At 66.3% G+C, this 20,531-nt stretch carries 18 protein-coding genes and 1 other RNA gene; 10 read left to right on the forward strand and 9 right to left on the reverse strand.

The annotated features are described in order from the left end of the window. Positions 1-81 precede the first annotated feature (81 nt). On the forward strand, positions 82-1,437 hold the full coding sequence (gene hemN, locus H7F16_RS04000) for an oxygen-independent coproporphyrinogen III oxidase (protein ID WP_185796234.1): 1,356 nt from the start codon (positions 82-84) through the stop codon (positions 1,435-1,437). Here hemN and H7F16_RS04005 read toward each other — a convergent pair. The 6 genes from H7F16_RS04005 to H7F16_RS04030 all read right to left on the reverse strand — a co-directional run bounded on the left by H7F16_RS04005 (position 1,434) and on the right by H7F16_RS04030 (position 9,146). After that, on the reverse strand, positions 1,434-2,657 hold the full coding sequence (locus tag H7F16_RS04005) for a glycosyltransferase family 4 protein (protein WP_185796235.1): 1,224 nt from the start codon (positions 2,655-2,657) through the stop codon (positions 1,434-1,436). The genes hemN and H7F16_RS04005 overlap by 4 nt on opposite strands. Further along, a complete protein-coding gene (locus tag H7F16_RS04010; protein ID WP_185796236.1) occupies positions 2,654-4,249 on the reverse strand; it encodes an ABC transporter ATP-binding protein in 1,596 nt (531 codons plus the stop codon). The genes H7F16_RS04005 and H7F16_RS04010 overlap by 4 nt, the downstream gene beginning before the upstream one ends. Continuing rightward, positions 4,246-5,355, reverse strand: coding sequence for an ABC transporter permease (locus H7F16_RS04015; RefSeq protein WP_185796237.1), 1,110 nt, complete (start codon positions 5,353-5,355; stop codon positions 4,246-4,248). The genes H7F16_RS04010 and H7F16_RS04015 overlap by 4 nt, the downstream gene beginning before the upstream one ends. Positions 5,356-5,358: 3 nt before the next feature. Then, positions 5,359-6,507 carry a microcin C ABC transporter permease YejB gene (locus H7F16_RS04020; RefSeq protein ID WP_185796238.1) on the reverse strand — a complete coding sequence of 383 codons (1,149 nt, stop codon included), beginning with the start codon at positions 6,505-6,507 and terminating at the stop codon, positions 5,359-5,361. 21 nt (positions 6,508-6,528) lie between these two features. Next, positions 6,529-8,430, reverse strand: coding sequence for an extracellular solute-binding protein (locus tag H7F16_RS04025; RefSeq protein WP_185796239.1), 1,902 nt, complete (start codon positions 8,428-8,430; stop codon positions 6,529-6,531). Positions 8,431-8,621: 191 nt separating this feature from the next. Next, complete coding sequence (locus tag H7F16_RS04030) at positions 8,622-9,146, reverse strand: c-type cytochrome (protein WP_185796240.1); 525 nt, start codon at positions 9,144-9,146, stop codon at positions 8,622-8,624. A gap of 121 nt (positions 9,147-9,267) precedes the next feature. Here H7F16_RS04030 and H7F16_RS04035 point away from each other — a divergent pair, with 121 nt between their 5' ends. After that, entirely contained in the window at positions 9,268-10,098 is an 831-nt protein-coding gene (locus H7F16_RS04035; RefSeq protein WP_185796241.1) for a prephenate dehydratase, read from the forward strand. Between the two features lie 28 nt (positions 10,099-10,126). Here the strand turns inward: H7F16_RS04035 and H7F16_RS04040 are convergent, their stop codons facing one another. Then, positions 10,127-10,603, reverse strand: coding sequence for an SRPBCC family protein (locus H7F16_RS04040; RefSeq protein WP_185796242.1), 477 nt, complete (start codon positions 10,601-10,603; stop codon positions 10,127-10,129). A gap of 64 nt (positions 10,604-10,667) precedes the next feature. Beyond that, positions 10,668-11,618: an NAD(+) diphosphatase gene (gene nudC, locus H7F16_RS04045; protein ID WP_185796640.1), complete on the reverse strand. Its 951-nt coding sequence runs from the start codon at positions 11,616-11,618 to the stop codon at positions 10,668-10,670. 188 nt (positions 11,619-11,806) lie between these two features. Here nudC and H7F16_RS04050 point away from each other — a divergent pair, with 188 nt between their 5' ends. The 8 genes from H7F16_RS04050 (at position 11,807) to aqpZ (ending at position 19,522) form a co-directional block, all read left to right on the forward strand. Continuing rightward, positions 11,807-13,624 carry a bifunctional 2',3'-cyclic-nucleotide 2'-phosphodiesterase/3'-nucleotidase gene (locus H7F16_RS04050; RefSeq protein ID WP_185796243.1) on the forward strand — a complete coding sequence of 606 codons (1,818 nt, stop codon included), beginning with the start codon at positions 11,807-11,809 and terminating at the stop codon, positions 13,622-13,624. 36 nt (positions 13,625-13,660) lie between these two features. Further along, positions 13,661-14,287 (forward strand): HAD family hydrolase, encoded by a 627-nt coding sequence (locus H7F16_RS04055; RefSeq protein WP_185796244.1) that lies wholly within the window; start codon positions 13,661-13,663, stop codon positions 14,285-14,287. Positions 14,288-14,353: 66 nt separating this feature from the next. Beyond that, positions 14,354-14,450: signal recognition particle sRNA small type (gene ffs, locus H7F16_RS04060), an RNA gene on the forward strand. Between the two features lie 104 nt (positions 14,451-14,554). Then, a complete protein-coding gene (locus H7F16_RS04065; protein WP_185796245.1) occupies positions 14,555-15,022 on the forward strand; it encodes a hypothetical protein in 468 nt (155 codons plus the stop codon). A 53-nt stretch (positions 15,023-15,075) separates the two neighbouring features. After that, positions 15,076-15,678: a hypothetical protein gene (locus H7F16_RS04070; protein WP_185796246.1), complete on the forward strand. Its 603-nt coding sequence runs from the start codon at positions 15,076-15,078 to the stop codon at positions 15,676-15,678. Positions 15,679-15,805: 127 nt separating this feature from the next. Beyond that, positions 15,806-18,079 (forward strand): mechanosensitive ion channel domain-containing protein, encoded by a 2,274-nt coding sequence (locus H7F16_RS04075; RefSeq protein WP_185796247.1) that lies wholly within the window; start codon positions 15,806-15,808, stop codon positions 18,077-18,079. 133 nt (positions 18,080-18,212) lie between these two features. Next, the gene (locus H7F16_RS04080; protein ID WP_185796248.1) at positions 18,213-18,755 is read left to right on the forward strand and encodes a hypothetical protein; all 543 of its coding nucleotides are present in this window, start codon (positions 18,213-18,215) and stop codon (positions 18,753-18,755) included. A gap of 77 nt (positions 18,756-18,832) precedes the next feature. Further along, positions 18,833-19,522: an aquaporin Z gene (aqpZ, locus tag H7F16_RS04085; RefSeq protein WP_185796249.1), complete on the forward strand. Its 690-nt coding sequence runs from the start codon at positions 18,833-18,835 to the stop codon at positions 19,520-19,522. 55 nt (positions 19,523-19,577) lie between these two features. Here aqpZ and H7F16_RS04090 read toward each other — a convergent pair whose 3' ends face one another. Next, positions 19,578-20,372, reverse strand: a complete 795-nt coding sequence (locus H7F16_RS04090; protein WP_185796250.1) for a CPBP family intramembrane glutamic endopeptidase — start codon at positions 20,370-20,372, stop codon at positions 19,578-19,580. Positions 20,373-20,531: the final 159 nt, after the last annotated feature.

Here is a 20,531-nt window from a genome sequence, read left to right on the forward strand (position 1 = left end):
TCACCCCTTCCGTGTGCCAAAAATTTTGGCGGTTTGATCTGTATCAAGGCTCGGTGTGCCCGTGCCGACAAAGGTAAACACATGACACAGGAATCGCAACTCACCCGTCTCGGTCTATTCGACGCACGTGTGCCCCGCTACACCAGCTATCCGACGGCCCCGCATTTCGGCGGGTCGGTCACTCCTGCAACATTCTCAGGCTGGGTGGAAGCGATTCCCGCGGGTTCCTCGATCTCGCTCTACCTCCACGTCCCATTCTGCCGCCGCCTCTGCTGGTTCTGCGCCTGCCGCACGCAAGGCACCTCGAGCGACGAGCCGGTGATCGCCTATGTCAAAACCCTGAAAGCCGAAATCGCGCTGCTGAAACAGCACCTTGCCCCCGGCGTCAAACTTGCCCGCCTGCATTGGGGTGGCGGGACGCCGACCCTGCTTCAGCCCGACCAGATGCGCGACCTTGCGGCCACCGTGTTCGACGCCCTGCCGATGGCAGACGGCGGCGAGTTCTCGGTCGAGATCGACCCGAACGAGGTCGACGAAGCCCGCCTTGACGCATTGGCCGAAAGCGGGCTGAACCGCGCCTCGATCGGGGTGCAGGACTTCGACCCCGAAATCCAGAAAACCATCGGCCGCGAACAACCCTACGAGCTGACCAGACGCGTTTCGGAAATGATCCGTGACCGCGGCGTGCGCTCGCTCAACGCCGATATCCTTTACGGCCTGCCGCACCAGACCCGCACGCGCATCGCGGATTCGGTCCAGAAACTGCTGACCCTCTCGCCCGACCGTGTGGCGCTTTACGGCTATGCCCATGTGCCGTGGATGAGCCGCCGCCAGCAGATGATCCCCTCGGATGTGATGCCCACACCCGAAGAACGCCTTGCCCTGTTCGAAACCGCGCGCGAGCTTTTCGTCTGGGACGGGTATCAGGAAATCGGCATCGACCATTTCGCCCGCCCCGAAGACAGCATGGCCGTGGCCCAGCGCAGCGGCCATCTGCGGCGCAACTTCCAGGGCTATACCGCCGATACCGCACCGATCCTGATCGGGCTGGGCGCATCCAGCATCTCGCGCTTCCCGCAGGGCTATGCGCAGAATGTCTCGGGCACGTCGGACTATACCAAATCCATCCGGGCGGGCCGCTTCTCGACGCATCGCGGCCATGCCTTTCAGGGCGAAGACACGCTGCGCGCCCGCATCATCGAGGCGTTGATGTGCGACTTCCACGTCAGCCGCGCCGAACTTCTGCGCGATTACGCCACCACGGCCGAACGGATCGACAGCATGTTCACAGAGGCCGCGCGCGCTTTCGAGGGCATGGTCCGGCTTGACCCGACGGGCCTGACGATCCTGCCGCAGGGCAAGCCGCTTACCCGCATGATCGCCCGCGTCTTCGACGCCTACGACCAGACCAAGGCCCAGCACTCCGCAGCCATCTAGGCGCGGCCCCGCTCGACGAAATCGACCATGCGCGGCAGGCAGATGCGGCGAAGGTCATAGTGCTGCAACACCGTCTCGCGCGCCGCCTTGCGCAGGGGCATGTAGCGGTCGGGGTCTGCCAAGGCCTCGGTCAGCACGCGCGACCAGCCCGCGACATCGAAAAAATCGACCAGCAGGCCGTTTTCGCCGTGCCGGATCACCTCGCGCACGGGGGCGGTGTCGGACCCCACCACCAAAGCCCCCGCCGCCATGCTTTCCATCATCGACCATGACAGGACGAAGGGATAGGTCAGATAGGCATGGGCGCGGCTGATCTGCATGATGTTCACGAACACGCCGTAAGGCACCTTGCCCATGAAATGCACCCGCGACAGATCGAGTCGGTCCTGCACCTCGGCAAGGAAGCGGTCCTTCCAGCTGATGCCGTCGGGCGGAGGGTTGCCGTAACTCACCTCGTTGCCGCCCACGATCACCACCTGCGCCTCTGGCCGCGCCGCCAGCACATCGGGCAGCGCGCGCATAAAGCTGTGATAGCCGCGATAGGGTTCCAGATTGCGGTTGACGAAGGTCAGCACCTCGTCGCCCGCGCGCAGGACGCGCCCGTCGGGCAGCGTGACGCTGGCCGAACCGTCTGGCACCATGACAGCGGTATCCACCCCGTCAAAGATCACCTCGATCATCCGCCGCAGCGGCGCCGGATAGGTCGACGCCTGCCACTCGGTCGGCGACACGCCCGCATCGGCATGCAACAGCGCCTGACCCAGATGCGCGGTGCGCCCCTGCGCGATCATCACCTGATCGAATGTCGCGGCCCCGAATTCGGGGTCGAATCCCGTATCCGCCCCCACGCCGCGATAGTAGTATTCGGCGTAGACGATCAGCCGTGCCTCGGGCCAGACCTCTTTCAGAAACAGGGTCTCGCCCCAGCCGGAATGGCCGAAGATCACATCGGGCACATATCCCTTTTCCTCGCGCAGGCGCTTGCAGGCGCGCGCGACCACCACGCCACGGTCGCTTTGCTGGGTGTAGTTGCGGCCCAGACGGCAGGCGGCCGGGTCGACCTTTTGCGCCTCGAACTTGTAGCGCAGGGTCGGGGTTTCGGTCTCGCGCTTGTTGGTCAGGTCGGTCAGCGCCGTCACCTCGTGGCCGCGGCGGCGCAGTTCGGGGGCAAGGTGCAGGAATTGGGCGGGATAATTCTGGTGAACCAGCAGTATCTTCATGCCTGTCCGTCCCCGAAGGCGGCTGCCATCAGGGCGCGGGTATAGTCGCTTTTGGGCGCGGAGAACACCGCGGCACTGTCACCCGCTTCCACCACATCGCCCGCCTTCATCACCATGACCTTGTGCGACAGCGCCCTGACCACGCGCAGGTCGTGGCTGATGAAGATATAGGCCAGACCCCATTTCCGTTGCAGCGACCGCAGCAGATCGACGATCTGCACCTGCACCGTCATGTCGAGCGCACTTGTCGGCTCGTCCAGCACCACCAGTTTCGGGCGCAGGATCATCGCCCGCGCAATCGCGATGCGCTGGCGCTGCCCGCCCGAGAATTCGTGCGGGTAGCGCGCCATCCATGCGGGGTCGAGCCCGACCTCGGCCATGATTTCGGCCACCATCTCGCGCCGGTCGCGCCCCGGTTCCAGCCCGTGGACGCCCAGACCTTCGGCAATGATCTGCTCGGCGGTCATGCGCGGCGACAGGCTGCCGAAAGGGTCCTGAAACACCACCTGCATGTCGCGCCGCACCGCGCGCAGCGCCCCGCGCCCCGCATCGCGCAGGTCGCGGCCCATGAACACCACAGGCCCGTCCGAGGCCGTCAGCCGCAAGATGGCCAGCGCCAGCGTGGTCTTGCCGGACCCGCTTTCGCCGACAATCCCCAGCGTCTCGCCCGCGCGCACGCTCAGCGTCGCGTCGTTCACCGCCTTCACATGGCCCACCGTGCGGCGCAGCAGCCCCGCCGTGATCGGGAACCAGACGCGCAGATGTTCCGTCCGCACCACTTCGGCGGCCCCTTCGGGCACGGGGTCGGGCAGGCCCTTGGCCTCGGCTGCCAGCAGCTTTTGCGTATAGGGGTGCTGCGGATTGGCGAAAATCCCGGCCGCAGGCCCCTGCTCGACGATCTCGCCGCCCTGCATCACGCAAACGCGGTCGGCGATGCGCCGCACGATGCCAAGATCGTGGGTGATGAACAAAAGGCTCAGCCCCTCGCGGCGCTTCAGGTCGGCCAGCAGCTCCAGTATCTGCGCCTGAATCGTCACGTCCAACGCGGTCGTCGGCTCGTCCGCCACCAGCAACTCTGGCCCGTTGGCCAGCGCCATCGCGATCATCACCCGCTGCCGCTGCCCGCCCGAAAGCTGGTGCGGATAGGCCCACAGACGGCTTTCGGCCTCCGCGATGCCGACCTTTTGCAAAAGGTCCACGATCCGCGCCCGCGCCGCGGCGCCCGTCAGCCCCTGATGCAGCGCAAGGCTTTCGCCCAACTGCTTTTCAATCGTGTGCAGCGGGTTCAGGCTGGTCATCGGCTCTTGGAAGATGAAGCTGATGTCATTGCCCCGCACGCGGCGCAGCGCGGGTTCCGACGCGCCGATCATCTCGGCCCCGAGGTAGCGCACCGACCCCTGCACATCGGTCCCTTCGGGCAGCAGCGAAACGGTGGACAGCGCCGTGACCGACTTGCCCGACCCGCTTTCCCCGACCAGCGCGACCGTCTCGCCCTTGCCCACGGTAAAGGACACCCCCTTCACCGCCTCGATCACGCGCCCGTCCTGCCGGAAGCGCACGGTCAGGTTTGCCACCTCGAGTACCGCGCTCATCGGAAGGTCTTTCTCGGGTCAAAGGCATCGCGCACGCCCTCAAAGACAAAGACGAGCAGGCTCAGCATGATGGCAAAGGTGAAGAAGGCGGTAAACGCAAGCCACGGCGCCTGCAGGTTCTGCTTGGCCTGCTGCGTCAACTCGCCCAGCGACGGCGCGCTTTGCGGCAGACCGAAGCCAAGGAAATCCAGCGTTGCAAGCGACCCGATGGTGCCGGTGATGATGAAGGGCAGCATGGTCAGCGTCGCCACCATCGCATTGGGCAGCACATGCCGCACCATGATGACCCGGTCAGGCACCCCCAAGGCCCGCGCCGCGCGGACATATTCGAAATTCCTAGCCCGCAGGAATTCGGCCCTGACCACACCGACAAGCGAGGTCCAGCCGAACAGCACCATCAACCCGATCAGCAACCAGAAACTCATCTGGAAAATCGCCCCCACGATGATGATGACGTAAAGCGTGGGCGTGGCCCCCCACAGCTCGATCACCCGCTGGAACACCAGATCGACCAGACCGCCGAAATAGCCCTGCACCGCCCCCGCCGCTATGCCGACCACGCTCGTGATCAGCGTCACGATCAGCGCAAAGGACACCGACAGCCGGAAGCCATAGATCACCCGTGCCAGCACATCGCGCGCGGTGTCATCCGTGCCCAGCCAGTGATTGGCATCGGGGGCCGAAGGGGCAGGCCCGTCCAGATCGTTGATCGTGTTGAACTTGTAGGGAATGGGCGGCCACAGGATCCAGCCCTGCTCGACGGGTTCGCCCAGCGCCGTGCCCTTCTCGGTCGCCTCGGCCAGAATGCCCTCGGGATCGTCCCAGCAGGCTTCGGACCCGCCCGCCACGATCAGGCAACGCACTTCCACATCGGAATACTTGGCCTCGGTCTTGAAATCGCCGCCAAAGGCCGTCTCGGGGTAGAACTTCAGGAAAGGCGCATGCAACTCGCCCCTGTAGCTGACGATCAGCGGGCGGTCGTTGGCGATGAACTCGGCAAAAAGCGACAGGCCGTAAAGCAACAGGAACAGCCACAGCGACCAATAGGCCCGCCGGTTGGCGCAGAAGTTCCGCCAACGCCGCTGGTTCAGGGGGGAAAGCGCCATGTCCTACCCCCTTTTCCCGAAGTCGATGCGCGGATCGACCCAGACATACATCAGGTCCGAGACGATCCCCATCACCAGCCCGATCAGGCCAAAGAAGAACAGCGTGCCGAAGATCACCGGATAATCCCGCTCGACCGCCGCCTTGAAGCCAAGCTGCCCCAGCCCGTCGAGGCTGAAGATCGTCTCGATGATAAGGCTGCCGCCAAAGAACACGCTGACGAACAGCGCCGGAAACCCTGCGATCACGATCAGCATGGCGTTGCGGAACACATGGCCGTAAAGCACGCGGCTTTCCGTCAGCCCCTTGGCGCGGGCGGTCATGACATATTGCTTCTTGATCTCTTCAAGGAAGGAGTTCTTCGTCAGCAGCGTCAGCGTGGCAAAGCTTGAAATCGTGCTGGCCACCACCGGAAGCGTGATGTGCCACAGGTAATCCACCGCCTTGGCCCACCACGACAACTCTTCCCAATTGTCGCTGGTCAGCCCGCGCAGCGGGAACAGCCGCCAGTAGGACCCCCCCGAAAACAGCACAAGCAGCAGGATGGCGAAAAGAAAGCCCGGAATCGCATAGCCGACGATGATGGCCCCGCTTGTCCATGTGTCGAACTGCGACCCATCCCTGACAGCCTTGCGGATGCCCATGGGAATGGAAATCAGATAGGCGATCAGCGTCGACCACAGCCCGAGCGTGATGGACACGGGCATCTTTTCCAGCACCAGATCGAAAACGTCGATCGACCGGAAGTAGCTTTGACCGAAGTCGAAGCGCATGTAATTCCACATCATGGTGAAGAACCGCTCGGCGGGCGGGATCGCCTCTTTGCGGCACTCGGGCGCCTTGAGCGTGGCCTTGCCGGTATAGCCTGCGTCGCAGACGATGCGGGCAAAACCGAACTGCACTTCGAGCTGGGCAAGGAATTCCGGCGGCAAGCCCCGCGCGCCGATGTAACCCTCGTCCTCGGCGGCCTGAATGCCTGCGTCGGCCCCGTTGCCCGACACGCTGTCGAGCGCGTCGCCATTGCCTTCCAGCCGCGCCGCGACCTGTTCGATCGGGCCGCCGGGGACAAACTGGGTCAGCGCGAAATTGATCAGCATGATCCCGAACAGGGTCGGGACGATCAGCAAGATCCGCCGCAGGATATAGGCGCCCATCGGGTGCGTTGCCTTACATGCTCACTTGAAAACGCCTGCCGCCTTCAACGCTTCGCCCTTCTCGGCATTGTACCACCAGAAATCAAGCTCGCCCGAGGAATAGGGCGGCAATTCCGCCGGATGTTCGTACATGTCGTAATAGGCGACCGTGTGCTTGTTCTTGTACCATTGCGGCACCCAGAAGCGTTCGGCCCGCAGCACGCGGTCAAGCGCGCGGGTGGCGACCTTCATCTTGTCGTTGCTGTCCGCCGCCATGACCACGTCGATCAGACGATCCACCGCAGGCGATTTCAGCCCCATCAGGTTGAAGGCGGAAACGTCGCTGGTTGCAGACCCGTAATATTGCTTCAGATCCGATCCCGGAATGTAGTCGGACCGCGCATTGCCCGTGATCATGTCGAAATCATAGGCAGGCGGACGGGTGCGGCTTTCCATCTGCGCATCGTCGACCGTCGTCATATAGGCATCCACGCCCAGCGCCTTGAGGTTCTCGATATAGGGCGTGATCACCCGGTCAAAGCTGGGGCTGTCGTTCAGGAACTCGACCCGCAGCGTCTCGCCCTTGGCATTGCGGCGGATGCCGTCATCGCCCACGGTCCAGCCCGCCTCGTCCAGCAGCGCCGATGCCGCGCGCAGGTTCTTGCGGTCAAGCTGCCGCTCGCCCGACACGGGCGCCACCACGGCCTCGTCGGTCAGGATGCTTGCGGGAAGCGTGCCGTCATCGACAAGCGGTTGCAGGATGGCCGCCTCATCCGGCGAAGGCACACCGGTCGCCGCCATGTCGGTGTTTTCCCAGACCGAATTGATCCGCGCGTATAGCGCATAGAACAGCGTCTGGTTCGACCATTCAAAGTTGAACATCATGCCCAAGGCCTCGCGCACGCGCGGGTCCTGGAATTTTTCCTTGCGCAGGTTGAACAGAAAGGCCTGCCCGCTGGCCTTGGCCCCCGAGGGCAGCTCGGTCTTGATCACCTGACCGCTGGCAACCGCCGGAAAATCGTAACCCGTGGCCCAGGTGATCGACGATGCCTCGTTGCGGAAGGTGTAGTTGCCCGCCTTGAACCCTTCGAAGGCCGCCTGATAGTCGCCGTAATACTCGACGCGGATGCGGTCGAAATTGTTGCGCCCCCTGTTGATCGGCAGGTCCTTGCCCCAATAGTCGGGGTTCAGCTTCCATGTGATCGATTTCGACATGTCCAGCTTGTCGAGGACATAGGGCCCCGAACCGAGGAAGGGCTTCATGCTGCTTTCCTCGAGGTCCAGCCCCTCGCGCTCGTATTGCGCCTTGGAAAACACCGAAAGCCCCCCGACCGAGGCCGGCAGATCGCGCGTCGGCACGCCGGGCTTGAAGGTGAACTTCACCCGATGCGGATCAAGGATTTCGGCCCCCTGCACCTGCTGGCCGAAGATCGTGCGGAAATCGGTCAGGCCCTTTTCCAGAAAGACATTGTAGGAAAAGACCACATCTTCCGCCGTCAGCGGCGTGCCGTCGGAAAACTTCGCCTCGGGCCGCAGGTTGAAGATCACCCATGACCGGTCGGCAGGATATTCCATCGTCGTGCAAAGCAGGCAATAGCTGGTCCCGATCTCGTCCGACGTTCCCGTCAGGATGGATTCGTAAGGGGCCGAGGCCAGCGCCGCCGCCCGCCCCTTGACCGAATAGGGGTTCAGCGAATCGAACCCGCCCGAGGTCCAGATCGAAATCTCGCCCCCCTTGGGCGCATCGGGATTGACGTAGTCGAGGTGCTGGAAATCGGCCGGATACTTCGGCGGGTCGCCGAATGTGGTGATTGCGTGGGAAACCGTCACCCCGTCCTCGGCCCGCGCGGCAACCGCAAACCCCGCAAGGACAAGCGCCAGAAACCCGGCCCCCGCCCAGCGGACAAAACCCCCGTCAATCGCCTTTGCCCGAACAACCGCCATACCCTGCTCCCCGACTTGTCTGACGGGTATGCTAGCGGAACAATCGCCGCCCTCAAGTTGCGATTGCGTGAAAGGGTCCGGCGGCAAAACTCTTCGATGGGTTTTGCAAATTCCTTCAAGGGAATTTGCCCCCGAAATGCGAAACGCCGCCCCCGGACGGGAGCGGCGTTTCGTGAACCCGTCGGGTCCGATTACTTCAGCGTCGCCAGATAGGCGATCACGTTGGCGCGGTCTTCGGGTTTCGGCAGACCGGCGAAGGACATCTTGGTGCCCGGCGCGTAATCCTTGGGGCTGTGCAGGAAGTTGAACATGTTCTCCGGGGTCCAGCTGTCGCCCGCCATCGCCTTCAGCGCGTCGGAATAGGCGAAATCCGGAACCGAGGCCTTGGCACGGTCAACCACGCCGTTCAGGTGCGGGCCGGTCGCGTTCGCGCCGTCGACCTTGTGGCAGGATTTGCACTTGGCAAACACCTTCTCGCCCGCGGCCACATCGGCTGCGGCGTAGACGGTGGCAAAGTCCACCTCGGCAGCGGCGGCATCCGCGGCGGGGGCCTCTTCCGCACCCGTGTCGATGCTGTAGGCTTGCGCCACTTCTTCGCCGTGGCCCTCGCCCCCGGTGTGATAGAGCGATTCCGCCGCCCATGCGCCCAGCAGGTAAACCAGAAGCGAGCCGCAGACCGCACCGGTCACCTTGGTCAGAGTCATCGTGTCGAACATGTCGCGCCTTCCCTTGGCCGTCGTTTGGCGCGGTATGTATCCGCTTCCACCACCCTCTTTCAAGGTGTACATGCGCGACCAATCGCCCCGATGCAGGGGTTTTCGCTTCAAGGACACATAAATGCCCGGTCGCATCGCTTTTCAGGGGGAACCCGGTGCCTATTCGCATCAGGCCTGCCGCCAGTCGCGCCCCGATATGGAAGCGATCCCCTGCCCCACCTTCGAGGAGGTGATCGAACAGGTGCGCTCGGGAAAATGCGACCTCGGGATGCTGGCGGTCGAGAATTCTACCTATGGCCGCGTGGCCGATGTCCACACGCTCTTGCCCGAATCCGGCCTGCATATCATCGACGAGGCCTTCGTCCGCGTGCATATCAGCCTGCTTGCGGTAAAGGGTGCCAGCATCGACCAGATCAAGCGTGTGCGCTGCATGTCGATCCTGCACGGGCAGGCGCGCGGCTTCATCAAGCGCCACAACCTTGCCACCCTGAACTGGCACGACAACGCCGCCGCCGCGCGCGAGGTGGCCGCCCTGAACGATCCGGCCGAAGCGGCACTCGCCTCGGCGCTGGCGGGGGAAATCTACGGGCTCGACGTTCTGGCGACCGAAATCGAGGATCAGGCAAACAACACCACCCGATTCCTCGTGATGTCGCGCAGCCCCGACCAGTCGCGTCGCGGCACGGGCATGATGATGACGACCTTCACCTTCCGCGTCCGCAACATTCCCGCCGCCCTCTACAAAGCGCTCGGCGGGTTTGCGACGAATGGCGTGAACATGACCAAACTGGAAAGCTACATGGTCGGCGGCAGCTTTACCGCGACCGAATTCTACGCCGACATCGAGGGCCATCCCGAAGATGCCAACGTAGCTCTTGCGCTGGAAGAGCTGCGCTATTTCACATCGCAGGTGAACATCCTCGGCGTCTATCCCGCCGACCGCCAGCGCTAGGCTCCGCAGGGGCTGCGGCTTGGCCGCGTCAGGCCTGCCCGCCCGTCCCGCCCTGCCGAAGCTCGATATCCGCCGCCAGTTGCGACAGGCGCGTGTCGTAGCGCTTCTGCACCCGGCTTTTGGCCAGCTTCAGCGACTGGATGAACAGCCGCGCCGTCAGCGTGCGGGGCTTCACCTCGACCTGCATCAGCAGGCGCGTCCGCTTGGCGGCAAGCGAGACCAGCTCGGCATTCAGATGCCCCTCGACCGCTGGCCCGTCGAAAGCCAGCGTCATCCGCCCCGCCGGGTCCAGTGTCACGACCTTGATCTGCAACTCGCGCTCGCGCCCCTTCCAGGCGAAGCGGACATGCCACGTCATCCCCGGCCCGGGTTTCTTGAGCTTGTCTGTCCGCGTCACATCGGCCCCGCGCCGCAGCGCCGAACGTTCCCAGCCATCGAAATCCGACAGGAAGGCAAAGACAAAATCGATCGGCGCGCCGATATCCGTTCTACCGCTCAGTTTCATCCGACCCGCCTTTGACTGCCGCACCGTTTACGTCGGGTTTTGCACCCTTTTGTTTAATCTTGCCTCAATCGAGGCGGTCGGCAAGCCAGTTGGCAATAAGGAAATGCGCAATCGCGCCTTTTCTTGCCGGTTTCAGCCGGGGATGCAGCCCCGCCATCGCGGTGACCATCTCTTCGCGGCTGACCCAAAGCGCATCCTCAAGCTCGTTCGGGTCAAGCGTGATCGCCTCGTCCAGCGCCTCGCCCGCACAGCCGAACATCAGGCTTGCCGGAAAGGGCCAGGGCTGGCTTGCCAGATAGCGCACCGCACCGACGCGCACGCCCGCCTCCTCGAACACCTCGCGCCGCACCGCCGCCTCGAGCGTCTCGCCCGGTTCGACGAAACCTGCCAGCAGCGAATACATCCCCTCGGGCCAAGCCGCGTTGCGGCCCACCAGCACCCTGTTGCCCCGCGTCACCAGCATGATGACGACCGGATCGGTGCGCGGGAAGTGGTGCGTTCCGCAGGCCGGACAGTCGCGCTGCCACCCGCCCTGCGCCATGACCGAGGGCGCGCCGCATGCCGCGCAAAACCCGTGGCTGCGGTGCCAGTGCAGCACCGCCTTGGCCGTCGCCGCCAGTTCCGCAGCCCGTGGCGACAGTTGCACCATGACCCCGCGCAGTTCGAGAAAGACGAAGCTGTCGTCCAGCGCCGGATGCCGCTGCTCGCTTGCATCGAAGAACCCGGCCTCGACCCCCGCCGCCCCCGCCTCGGGCGACCAGTCCGAAATATCCTGCGCAAAGCGCGCCACCCCGTCATCGAGGCCAAGGAACACCGCAGCCCCCGCGCCCGCCAGAACGGGGCTGTCCGCCGCCAGCCAGCCAAGGTCGTCGCCCTGCATCAGCGGTTTGCCGCGCCAGAGCGGAAGAACGCGCCCCCCGGCCAGCAGCCGCGCAAGCGCCGCGCCATCGCCGCGCAGATGCGCGGCACGGTCCAGCCCCGACCCGCCAAACGTCACCGTCTCGGCAATGCGCATCGCGCCTCTCCCCTTGAATCCGCCGCCCGTCTTGCCACGCATCATGCCGCCACGTAAAGCCGCCGCCGCATCGGCCGCGCCACACGCCAAGGTTGCATTAACCATGAATCCGTGCGACTCATGCGGCCGTCCGTGGTCCGGCCCCGACCCGCCTTGCAGGGTGTCCGGCCTTTTGCGATTGGTCCGTTGTGCATACCGACACGTCCGAACACCCGCCAGAAGCGCAATCCCGGCCGCGCTGCGTGGTGCATCTGCGGCTTCTGGCGACATCCGACCTGCATGCCCACCTGATGCCTTGGGACTATCTCGACGACCGCCCCGCCGCCTCGGGGCTGGCGCAGCTTGCCCCCCTGATCCGCCGTCTGCGGGCCGAGGCGCCGAATTCCCTGCTGCTCGACAATGGCGACTTTCTGCAAGGCAGCCCCTTGGGCGACTGGGTCGAACAGCGCCCGCTTTCGGCCCCGCATCCGATGGTGCTGGCGATGAACGCGCTTGGCTATGACGCGGGCACGCTTGGCAACCACGAATTCAGCCACGGCCTGCCGCTGCTGCTTGCAGCCCTTGCAAGCAGCGGTTTTCCCGTCGTCTCGGCCAACCTGACCCGCCGCGACGGCCCGCTTGTCCCTGCCTTCACCCTTGTCGACCGCCCCGTCTCGGACAGCCACGGCAAGCGCCATCCCTTGCGGATCGCCATCACCGGCTTCGCCCCGCCCCAGACCGTAAGGTGGGAGGCGATGAAGCTTGGCGGTGCGATCGCCGCCGCCGATATCCTGCCCTCGGCCCGCGCGGTTCTGGCGCAGATCGCCGCCCTGAAGCCCGATCTGACCATCGCCCTCGCCCATACCGGCATCGCCGAGGCGCATGAGACCGCAGGCATGGAGAACGCGGCCCTGCCCCTTGCGGCGCTCGACGGAATCGACGTGCTGATCGCGGGCCACACGCATCTGACCTTTCCGGCACAGGCCGAAAGCCTGAACGGCAAACCCGCCGTCATGCCGGGCTTTCACGGCTCGCATCTGGGGGTGATCGACCTGACGCTTCACCAGACCGCCACCGGCTGGCAGGTGGCGTCCCACGAAGCGCGCGCCCTTCCCACGCCCGAGGCACCCGATGCCGATCCCGCCCTTGCCCGAAGCGCCCGCCCCGCGCATCACGGCACCCTGCGCGCCATGCGCCGCACGCTGGCGCAGACGACAACCCCGCTTCACAGCCATTTCGCGCTTGTCGCACCCAATGCGGCGCAATCGCTGGTCGCCGCCGCGCAAGCCGCGCATTTCCGCCCGCAGCTCTCCGGCGAACTGGCCCGCCTGCCGCTGCTTTCGGCCGTCGCACCCTTTCGCGCGGGCGGACGCGGCGGCCCTGCGAATTACACCGACATACCCGCAGGCCCCGTGTTGCAGCGCCATGTATCGGCGCTCTATCTGCACCCGAACACGCCCGTCCTGTTGCAGGTCACGGGGGCCGAACTGGCCGACTGGCTCGAACGCGCGGCAATCCTGTTCCACAGGGTCCCGCCGCAAAGCCGCGATGCCCCCCTGATCCGCGCCGATATCCCCGGCTTCGACTTCGACCTGATCGAGGGGCTTTGCTTCACCATCGACCTTGCGCAACCGCCCCGCTTCGACGCGCGCGGGGTGCAGATCGCCGACAGCCGCCGCATCACGGGCCTCAGCCACGCGGGCGCAGCCCTGCGGCCCGAGGCCGACTTCCTTCTGGTCACCAACAGTTACCGCGCGGGCGGGGGCAGCTTTCCGGGCACGGCACGCGCGCCCGTCGCCACCGGCACCCGACCGATCCGCGACATCCTCGCCGACCATATCGCAGCCCTTGGCACCATCGCCCCCGCCCCGTCGCGGAATTGGCGCTTTGCCCCGATGCCCGGCACCACCGTCCTTTTCGACACGGGCCCCAATGCCGCAGCCCATATGGCCGAAATCGCCCATCTGCGCCCCGAACCGCTCGGGCTGACGCCGCAAGGCTTCCTGCGCTTCCGCCTCTCGCCCTGATCGGCTACAAGGCGCGGCACCTGAAAGGACGGCCCCATGTTCGACGCAGTTTTCTTCGATCTCGACGGCACGCTGATCGACACGGAAAGCCTCGCGCTGACCTCGGGCCTTGCCGCCTTTGCCGCCTGCGGCCACGAGGTGGACGATACCTTCATGCACGGGCTTGTCGGCAAGGCCGAGCCGATGGCCGCCGCGATCATCCGCGCCGCGCTGCCCACGCTGGACCTGACCGCCTTCAACGCCCATTGGCGGCAGGGCTTCAGCGCCGCGATGGAGGGCGGTCTGCCCCTGAAACCCGGCGCGGCCGAGTTGCTGGCGCGCATCCGCCAGCCGATGGCGCTTGTCACCTCGTCGGGCCGGACAGGGGCGCATCACAAACTGGGCCTTGCGGGCCTGACCGCGCATTTCCGCGAAGTCATCACCTTCGAGGATGTCACCCACCCCAAACCCGCGCCCGAACCCTATCTGCTGGCCGCAAGCCGCTTCGGCGTGTCGCCCGCCCGCTGCCTCGTGTTCGAAGACAGCGACATCGGGGCCGAGGCCGCCCACCGCGCGGGCTGCACCGTGATCCAGATCCCCGATGTCGCCCCCACCAGCGGCACCTTCGCCGCCCATGTCGCCGCCGATCTGATGGCGGGGGCGCGGCTTGCAGGGCTGATCTGACACAGGCAAACGGCCCGTCCGCACATCCGCTTGCGAATCCCGCCCACGCCCCCTATATCCACCCGCGAGAGGTTGGCGCGGGCGAGCGCCTCGCCAACCCGGTCAGGTCCGGAAGGAAGCAGCCGTAACGAGCCCCGCTTGGGTCGTTGTCCAGCCTCTCACCTTCTTCCTTCCAGCGCCCGAAAGGCTTGGCCGCATCCGGCGGGCCAGTCTTTTGCGGCTTGTCATTCGCGGGCCACCCGCCCCGCATGCGAAAAGGAAACCGCGATGTTCAGCGCATGGAAGCAGGAAAAGGCAACCGCCGCTCTGGTCGAGGACGCGCAGGCGATGGCCGACAGGCTGTCATCGGCCAAGCCCCATGTCCGCGACAGCTATGCCGCGACCGCCCGCTTCTGGGAACTGTCCTATCTGGCCGAAGGTCACGCCCTGCACGATCTTTCGGCATGGAAACCCGCCGCCGTCGCGCGTTTCGTCACCTCGGCCCAAGGCAAGATCGCCGCCCTGCGCAAGGCGCGCGATTATGACAGCAGCGACGGTCTGGCCGTCTGGCTGCACACCGCCCGCGCCGTGACCGAACCGCGCATCGCCCCCGCCGTGCGCGACATCTGGCAGGCGCTTCTTGCCGCCGGTCCGAATGCCGCGTCGATGACGGCCGACCTTCTGGCCGACGCGGGCCTGACGGGCGATCCCGCGCGCTCCATCCCCAAGGGGTTCGACGCCGACGACACGCCCTAGGCCCGCCGCGCCGACCCGTTTACGCAACCGCCGTCACGAAAGGGGCCGACCCGATGCTCTGGGACATCCGCACACAGATGAAACCCGCGCTGGCGGTGATCGACCTTATCCCCAACATCCACCGCACCCCCGCCCTTGCCGCCCTGCGGCGCGCGGTGCTCGAAGGCCGCCCCGCCACCTTTCGCCTGACCGACGAGGAACGCGAACTCGCCTTTCACGACGCGCATGTGCAGCTCACCTCGCCCATCGGCGCGCGGGTGCTGCGGGCGCTTTACGATGCGGGCCACCTCAAGCTGAAGAAGCCCGCCACGAAATCGCTGCCCGCGCTTGATGCCTATATCGCCACCGAAGCCGCCTTCCGCGCCGAGGTGGCCCGCCTTGTCGCCGCCGATGATGCACGGCGCAGCCGTCTGGCGGAAATCATCGCCGACCCGGCCTGCGCCCGCCCCGACGAACTGACCGTCGATCTGGTCGACAAGGTCATCTCGGCCCGCCACGGCTATGCCGCGACCGGCACGGTGACGATTGCGGGCCTGCCCTGCCACCGCAGCCACAGCAGCGCCACCGCCGCCGATGATGCCCGCTACCGCAGCGAAGCCAGTTTCCGCTGCTGGTGGATCGACAGCGCGGGCCAAAGACAGGGCGACGCCGGATAAGCCCCTTCTTCCCTGCGACCCGACGGCTTTTTCGCTTTCCGGCTATTGCGCAGGCCAATCCCTTGCGACGCTGCCCGCCCATGACCGGTCAGGGCAGAACGTGACAGCGAAGTGGCGAGGCGGAGTTTTGCGAACGGCGCTTCTCGTGGCGCTGGCCCTGCCATGCGCGGCACGGGCCGAAACCGAAACGCCCCCCGACGCCGCCCGTATCGAAGACGCCGCCACCCGCGCCGAAGGGGCGATCCGCTCGGGCGGGGTCGAGCTGCACACCCTCGAAGCCCTGCGCGCCGAACTTGCCGGACTGCGCGATGCGCTGGCCGCCGCCGATGCGCGCGGCGATGTCGCGGTCAGGGCGTTGCGGGCGGAACTGGCGGAACTGCCCCCGCCCCCGCCTGCGGGTGAAACCGAACCCGCGCGGATCGCCGCCGAACGGGTCCGTCTGGCCGAAGCCGTAGCCGAAGCCGACGCGCCGCTTCTGGCGGGAAGGTTGGCCCTTGCGCGGTTGCGCGTGCTGATCGCCGATCTCGACCGGCAGTCGCGCGCCCGCACCCGCGCCGAAATCCTCGGGCGCGGCCCCTCGCCCCTCTGGCCCGAAACCCTTGCCAAGGGCGCATCGGGCATCGCCGCCGAGGGGGCGCGCCTGCGGCAGGGCTTTGCGGCCGATGCCGCCCTCCCGTCGCGTCAGGACTGGCTGCGCACCGCGCTTGTCATGCTGGCGGTGCTTGTGCCGCTCTCGGTTCTGGGCTGGTTCATCGGCCTGCCCGCGCTGATGCGCCGCGTCGAGGCGGGCGAACGCGCGCCCGATGGCCGCCCGAGGCGGGCGCGCGTCGCCCTGTCGCTGGTCCTGCGCGCCGTGGCCGCCTATCTGCTGGCGGCGATCGGCGCCGCCGGACTTGCCGCGCCTTTCCTGCGGCCGGCCGGCATGCCCGAAACCGCCAGCGAACTTGTCGTGCTGCCGGTCATACTCATGGCGGCGCATTGGCTGGCGCATGCGCTTTTCGCCCCCGATGCCCCGCACCGCCGCATCATCGCGCTGACCGGCGCAGAGGCGCGGCGCGCCACGCGGCTTGTGCAGGGTCTGGGCCTTGTCGTGGTCCTCGAGATGTTCGCCGAAGCGGCCGAGGTCGAAGGCCGGCTCGGTGCCGAGGGCAACGCGCTTGTCGCTCTGGTGCTTCTGGCCACGGCCGCAGCATTGCTCTGGGCGCTGGCGCGCAGCCTGCTTGCCGCCGATGGCGCGGCGCGGTCGCACGATCTGCGCCGCGTGCTGGCGCAGGCCCTGCGGGCCGTGGCGGTCGCCGCGGTGGTGGCGGCGGTGCTTGGCTATTCCGCCCTTGGCCGCGCGATGATCGACCCCTGCCTGATCTCGCTCTGGCTCATCGGCATGACCATCGTCGTGCAACGCGCCATCCTTCTGGCCGCACGCGGCCTGACAGGTGCCGTCCGCCCCGAAAGCGACGCCACGGGGGCAAGCGTGGCGCTGACGGCCATCGCCGTCGGCACCGCGCTGGGGCTGCTGTCCCTGCCCCTGCATGCGCTCCTTTGGGGCGCGCGCCTGTCCGACCTGCGCGACGGCTTCCGGCTCTTGCGCGACGGGATCGACCTTGGCGGCACGCGGCTCTCGCTTGGCGGGGTGGTCGTGCTGGTCGGAGTGTTCGCGCTGGGTGTGGTCCTGACGCGCTGGGTCCAGAAACTGCTGCGCTTCGACGTCCTGCCCAACACGCGCATCGACCGGGGCGGTCAAAGCGCCATCGTCACCGGCTTCGGCTATGCGGGCATCCTCGTCTCGGCGCTGGTGGCGATCACGATGGCGGGGATCAACCTTGCCAGCCTTGCCATCGTCGCGGGCGCGCTTTCGGTGGGCATCGGCTTCGGCCTGCAAGCCATCGTGTCGAACTTCGTCAGCGGCATCATCCTGCTGGTCGAGCGCCCGATCAAAGAGGGCGACTGGATCGAGGTCAAGGGCCACTCGGGCACCGTGCGCAAGATCTCGGTCCGCTCGACCCGCCTCGAAACCTTTGACGGCCATGACGTCATCGTGCCCAACGCCGACCTTGTCACCGGATCGGTGCGCAACATGACCTTGGGCAGTCTGTCGGGGCGGATCGACCTGCCGGTGGGCGTCGCCTATGGCAGCGACCTCGACCTTGTGCGCGAAACCCTGCTCGGGCTTGCACGGGCGCATCCGATGGTTCTGGCCCACCCCGAACCCGTCGTCTTTCTGATGAAACCGGGCGACAGCAGCGTCGAACTCGAACTGCGCTGCTTCGTGCGCGACATCGGCAAGGGGGTTCCGGTGCGGTCTGACCTCTATTTCTCGATCCTGCGCAGCTTTGCCGAAACGGGGGTCATCATTCCCTTCCCCGTGCGCGACCTGCGCGTGACGGCTGTTCCTTCACCCTGAACCGCGCCGCGCGCCCTTTCGCTTTGCGGATAGTGGCAGGCAGAGGCCGTCCCTACACTTCCGGATAGGTCGCAACCTGCGGTCCGGGCCCTGACAGGCGCGGGCCGCCCCCTTCGGGACAGGAGATTTCCTGATGAAGCATCACATCCTGCTGCTCGGCTCTGCCGCACTTTGCCTGACGGTCGCCACTGCTCCGGCACATGCCGAAATGACCGCGGGCGAGAAGGCCGCCGCCGCCATCGCAATTCTGGGCATCGCGGCCCTTGCGCATAACCAGCACCATTACCGCAACGGCTATTCCCCCGCGAATGCCATGCAGACGGCCGAGTTCGAACGCGGCTACCGCGACGGCGTCCACGGCTACAGCTACGACTCGCGCGGCAGCACCCGCCACTATGCCGAAGGCTACGAAGCAGGCTTGGCCGAACGCGAGAATTCCACAGCCCACCTCCGCATTCCGGCCACGGGCCAAAAGGCCCCGCCGATGGCGCTGTCAGGCTGTGCCGATATCGTGGCGCAAAACTTCGATGTCGATACGGGCAGCGTGCATTTCGTCAAATCCCGCTCGCCCGGCAAACACCAATGGGAAATCGAAGCCGCGGTCGGGCATCAGCACATGGTCTGCAAGATGCGCGACACGGGAGAGCTGATCGACCTGCGCGGCGGCAAACTCTGACACGCCCGCCCCGCGCCGCACCCCAGACAGGTGCTGCGCGGGGCAGGCCACCTTTCCCCCATTTTCAGGACATCCCGATGAAACGAAAACTCGTGGCCGAGGCATTCGGCACCTTCTGGCTCGTGCTTGGCGGCTGCGGCAGCGCGGTTCTGGCAGCAGGCTTCCCCGAGGTCGGCATCGGCCTTCTGGGGGTGTCGCTGGCCTTCGGTCTGACGGTGCTGACAATGGCCTATGCGGTGGGCGGCATCTCGGGGGGGCATTTCAACCCCGCCGTCAGCCTTGGCCTCGCGCTTGCCGGACGGTTCGAGATGCGCAACCTTGCGGGCTATTGGGTCGCGCAGGTCGTGGGCGCGGTGCTCGCAGCGGCGGTGCTGGCCGTCATCGTCTCGGGCAAGGCCGATTTCGCAGGTCTGGGCGGGTTTGCCTCGAACGGCTACGGCGCGGCCTCGCCCGGCGGCTTCGGGCTTGTCGCGGCGCTGGTGACCGAGGTGGTGATGACCGCCTTCTTCCTGATCGTCATCCTTGGCGCCACCGCAAAGACGGCACCCGCAGGCTTTGCCCCCATCGCCATCGGGCTTTGCCTCACGCTCATCCACCTCGTCTCGATTCCGGTGACCAACACCTCGGTCAATCCGGCCCGCTCGACCGGCATGGCCCTTTTTGCCGAAGGGCCGGCGCTGGGGCAACTCTGGCTGTTCTGGATCGCCCCTCTGGCCGGCGCGGCCCTTGGCGCCCTGTTGTGGAAGGCGCTTCTGGCCGATGACTGACGCCAAGCCAAGGCGGGCGGGCGGCAGCAAAGCCGCCCGTCACCCTGTTCTGTCGCTAGCTGTCGGGGTCGCGATGCGTCGTGCCGATGCGGCGCATCAGCCAAATCCCGTAGATCGCATTGGGCAGCACGACCAGCACGGGCAGGAACATCGTCCAGCCTGACACAACCGCGACATCCGTCCCCCCGCCCTGCGTCCCCCCGTCCTGCGCCCCCCCGCCCTGCCCCCCCGCCGCACCCAGCAGGAACGTGGCGAAATCCCACAGCCCGTGCAGAATGACCGGCGGCCAAAGCGACCCCGTGCGCAGCCGCAGGGCGATGAACACAAGCCCGCTCATGAAGGCCGCCGTCGACTGGATCAACGCCGCCGCCAGATCGCCGGTGACAAAGACGTTCAGGCTATGCACCGCCCCGAAGGCGACCGAGGTCAGCATCACCGCGCCCCAGACCGGCACGCTGCGGCGAAAGGCCTGCAAAAGCACCCCCCGGAACATCAGCTCTTCCGAAAAGCCCACGAAAAGCGTGTTGACCAGAATGATCCCCATCACCCCCGCAGGCGGCAGGCCGGCCGCAGCCGCTACGGCCAGGGCCCCCGCGATGTAAAGCGCGGGCAGCCAGACCAGCCGCCACGCCCGCAAGGACGCGCCCCGCGTCAGCCCCACATCGTGCCACTGCTGCAACAGCGCGACCGTCAGGATGAAGGCCGAGGCCAGCACCCAAGTCCAGCCGATGCCCCGCGTAACCCCGTCCTGCAACGACATCTCGCCGCCCGAGGCAAGGTTGCCGCCGATGATCGTGACCATCGTCCAAAGGACAAAGGCCGAAAGCGCAATGGCGAGCCGCCTGTTCATTTCCTGCCCCCGTCCGCCCACCCGCCACGGGCCGCGATGCGACCAGCCTAACGCGTTGATGCAGCGTCACTATCCGTTACGCGAAACCGGGCCGATGCGGAGCTTGCACAAGACGGCGCCCGCCCGCGCTTCGCCTTTCGGATAGCGCGGTGCCGCCAT

The sequence above is a fragment of the Paragemmobacter straminiformis genome (genome assembly GCF_014243445.1).
GTDB classification, from domain to species: Bacteria; Pseudomonadota; Alphaproteobacteria; order Rhodobacterales; family Rhodobacteraceae; genus Paragemmobacter; species Paragemmobacter straminiformis.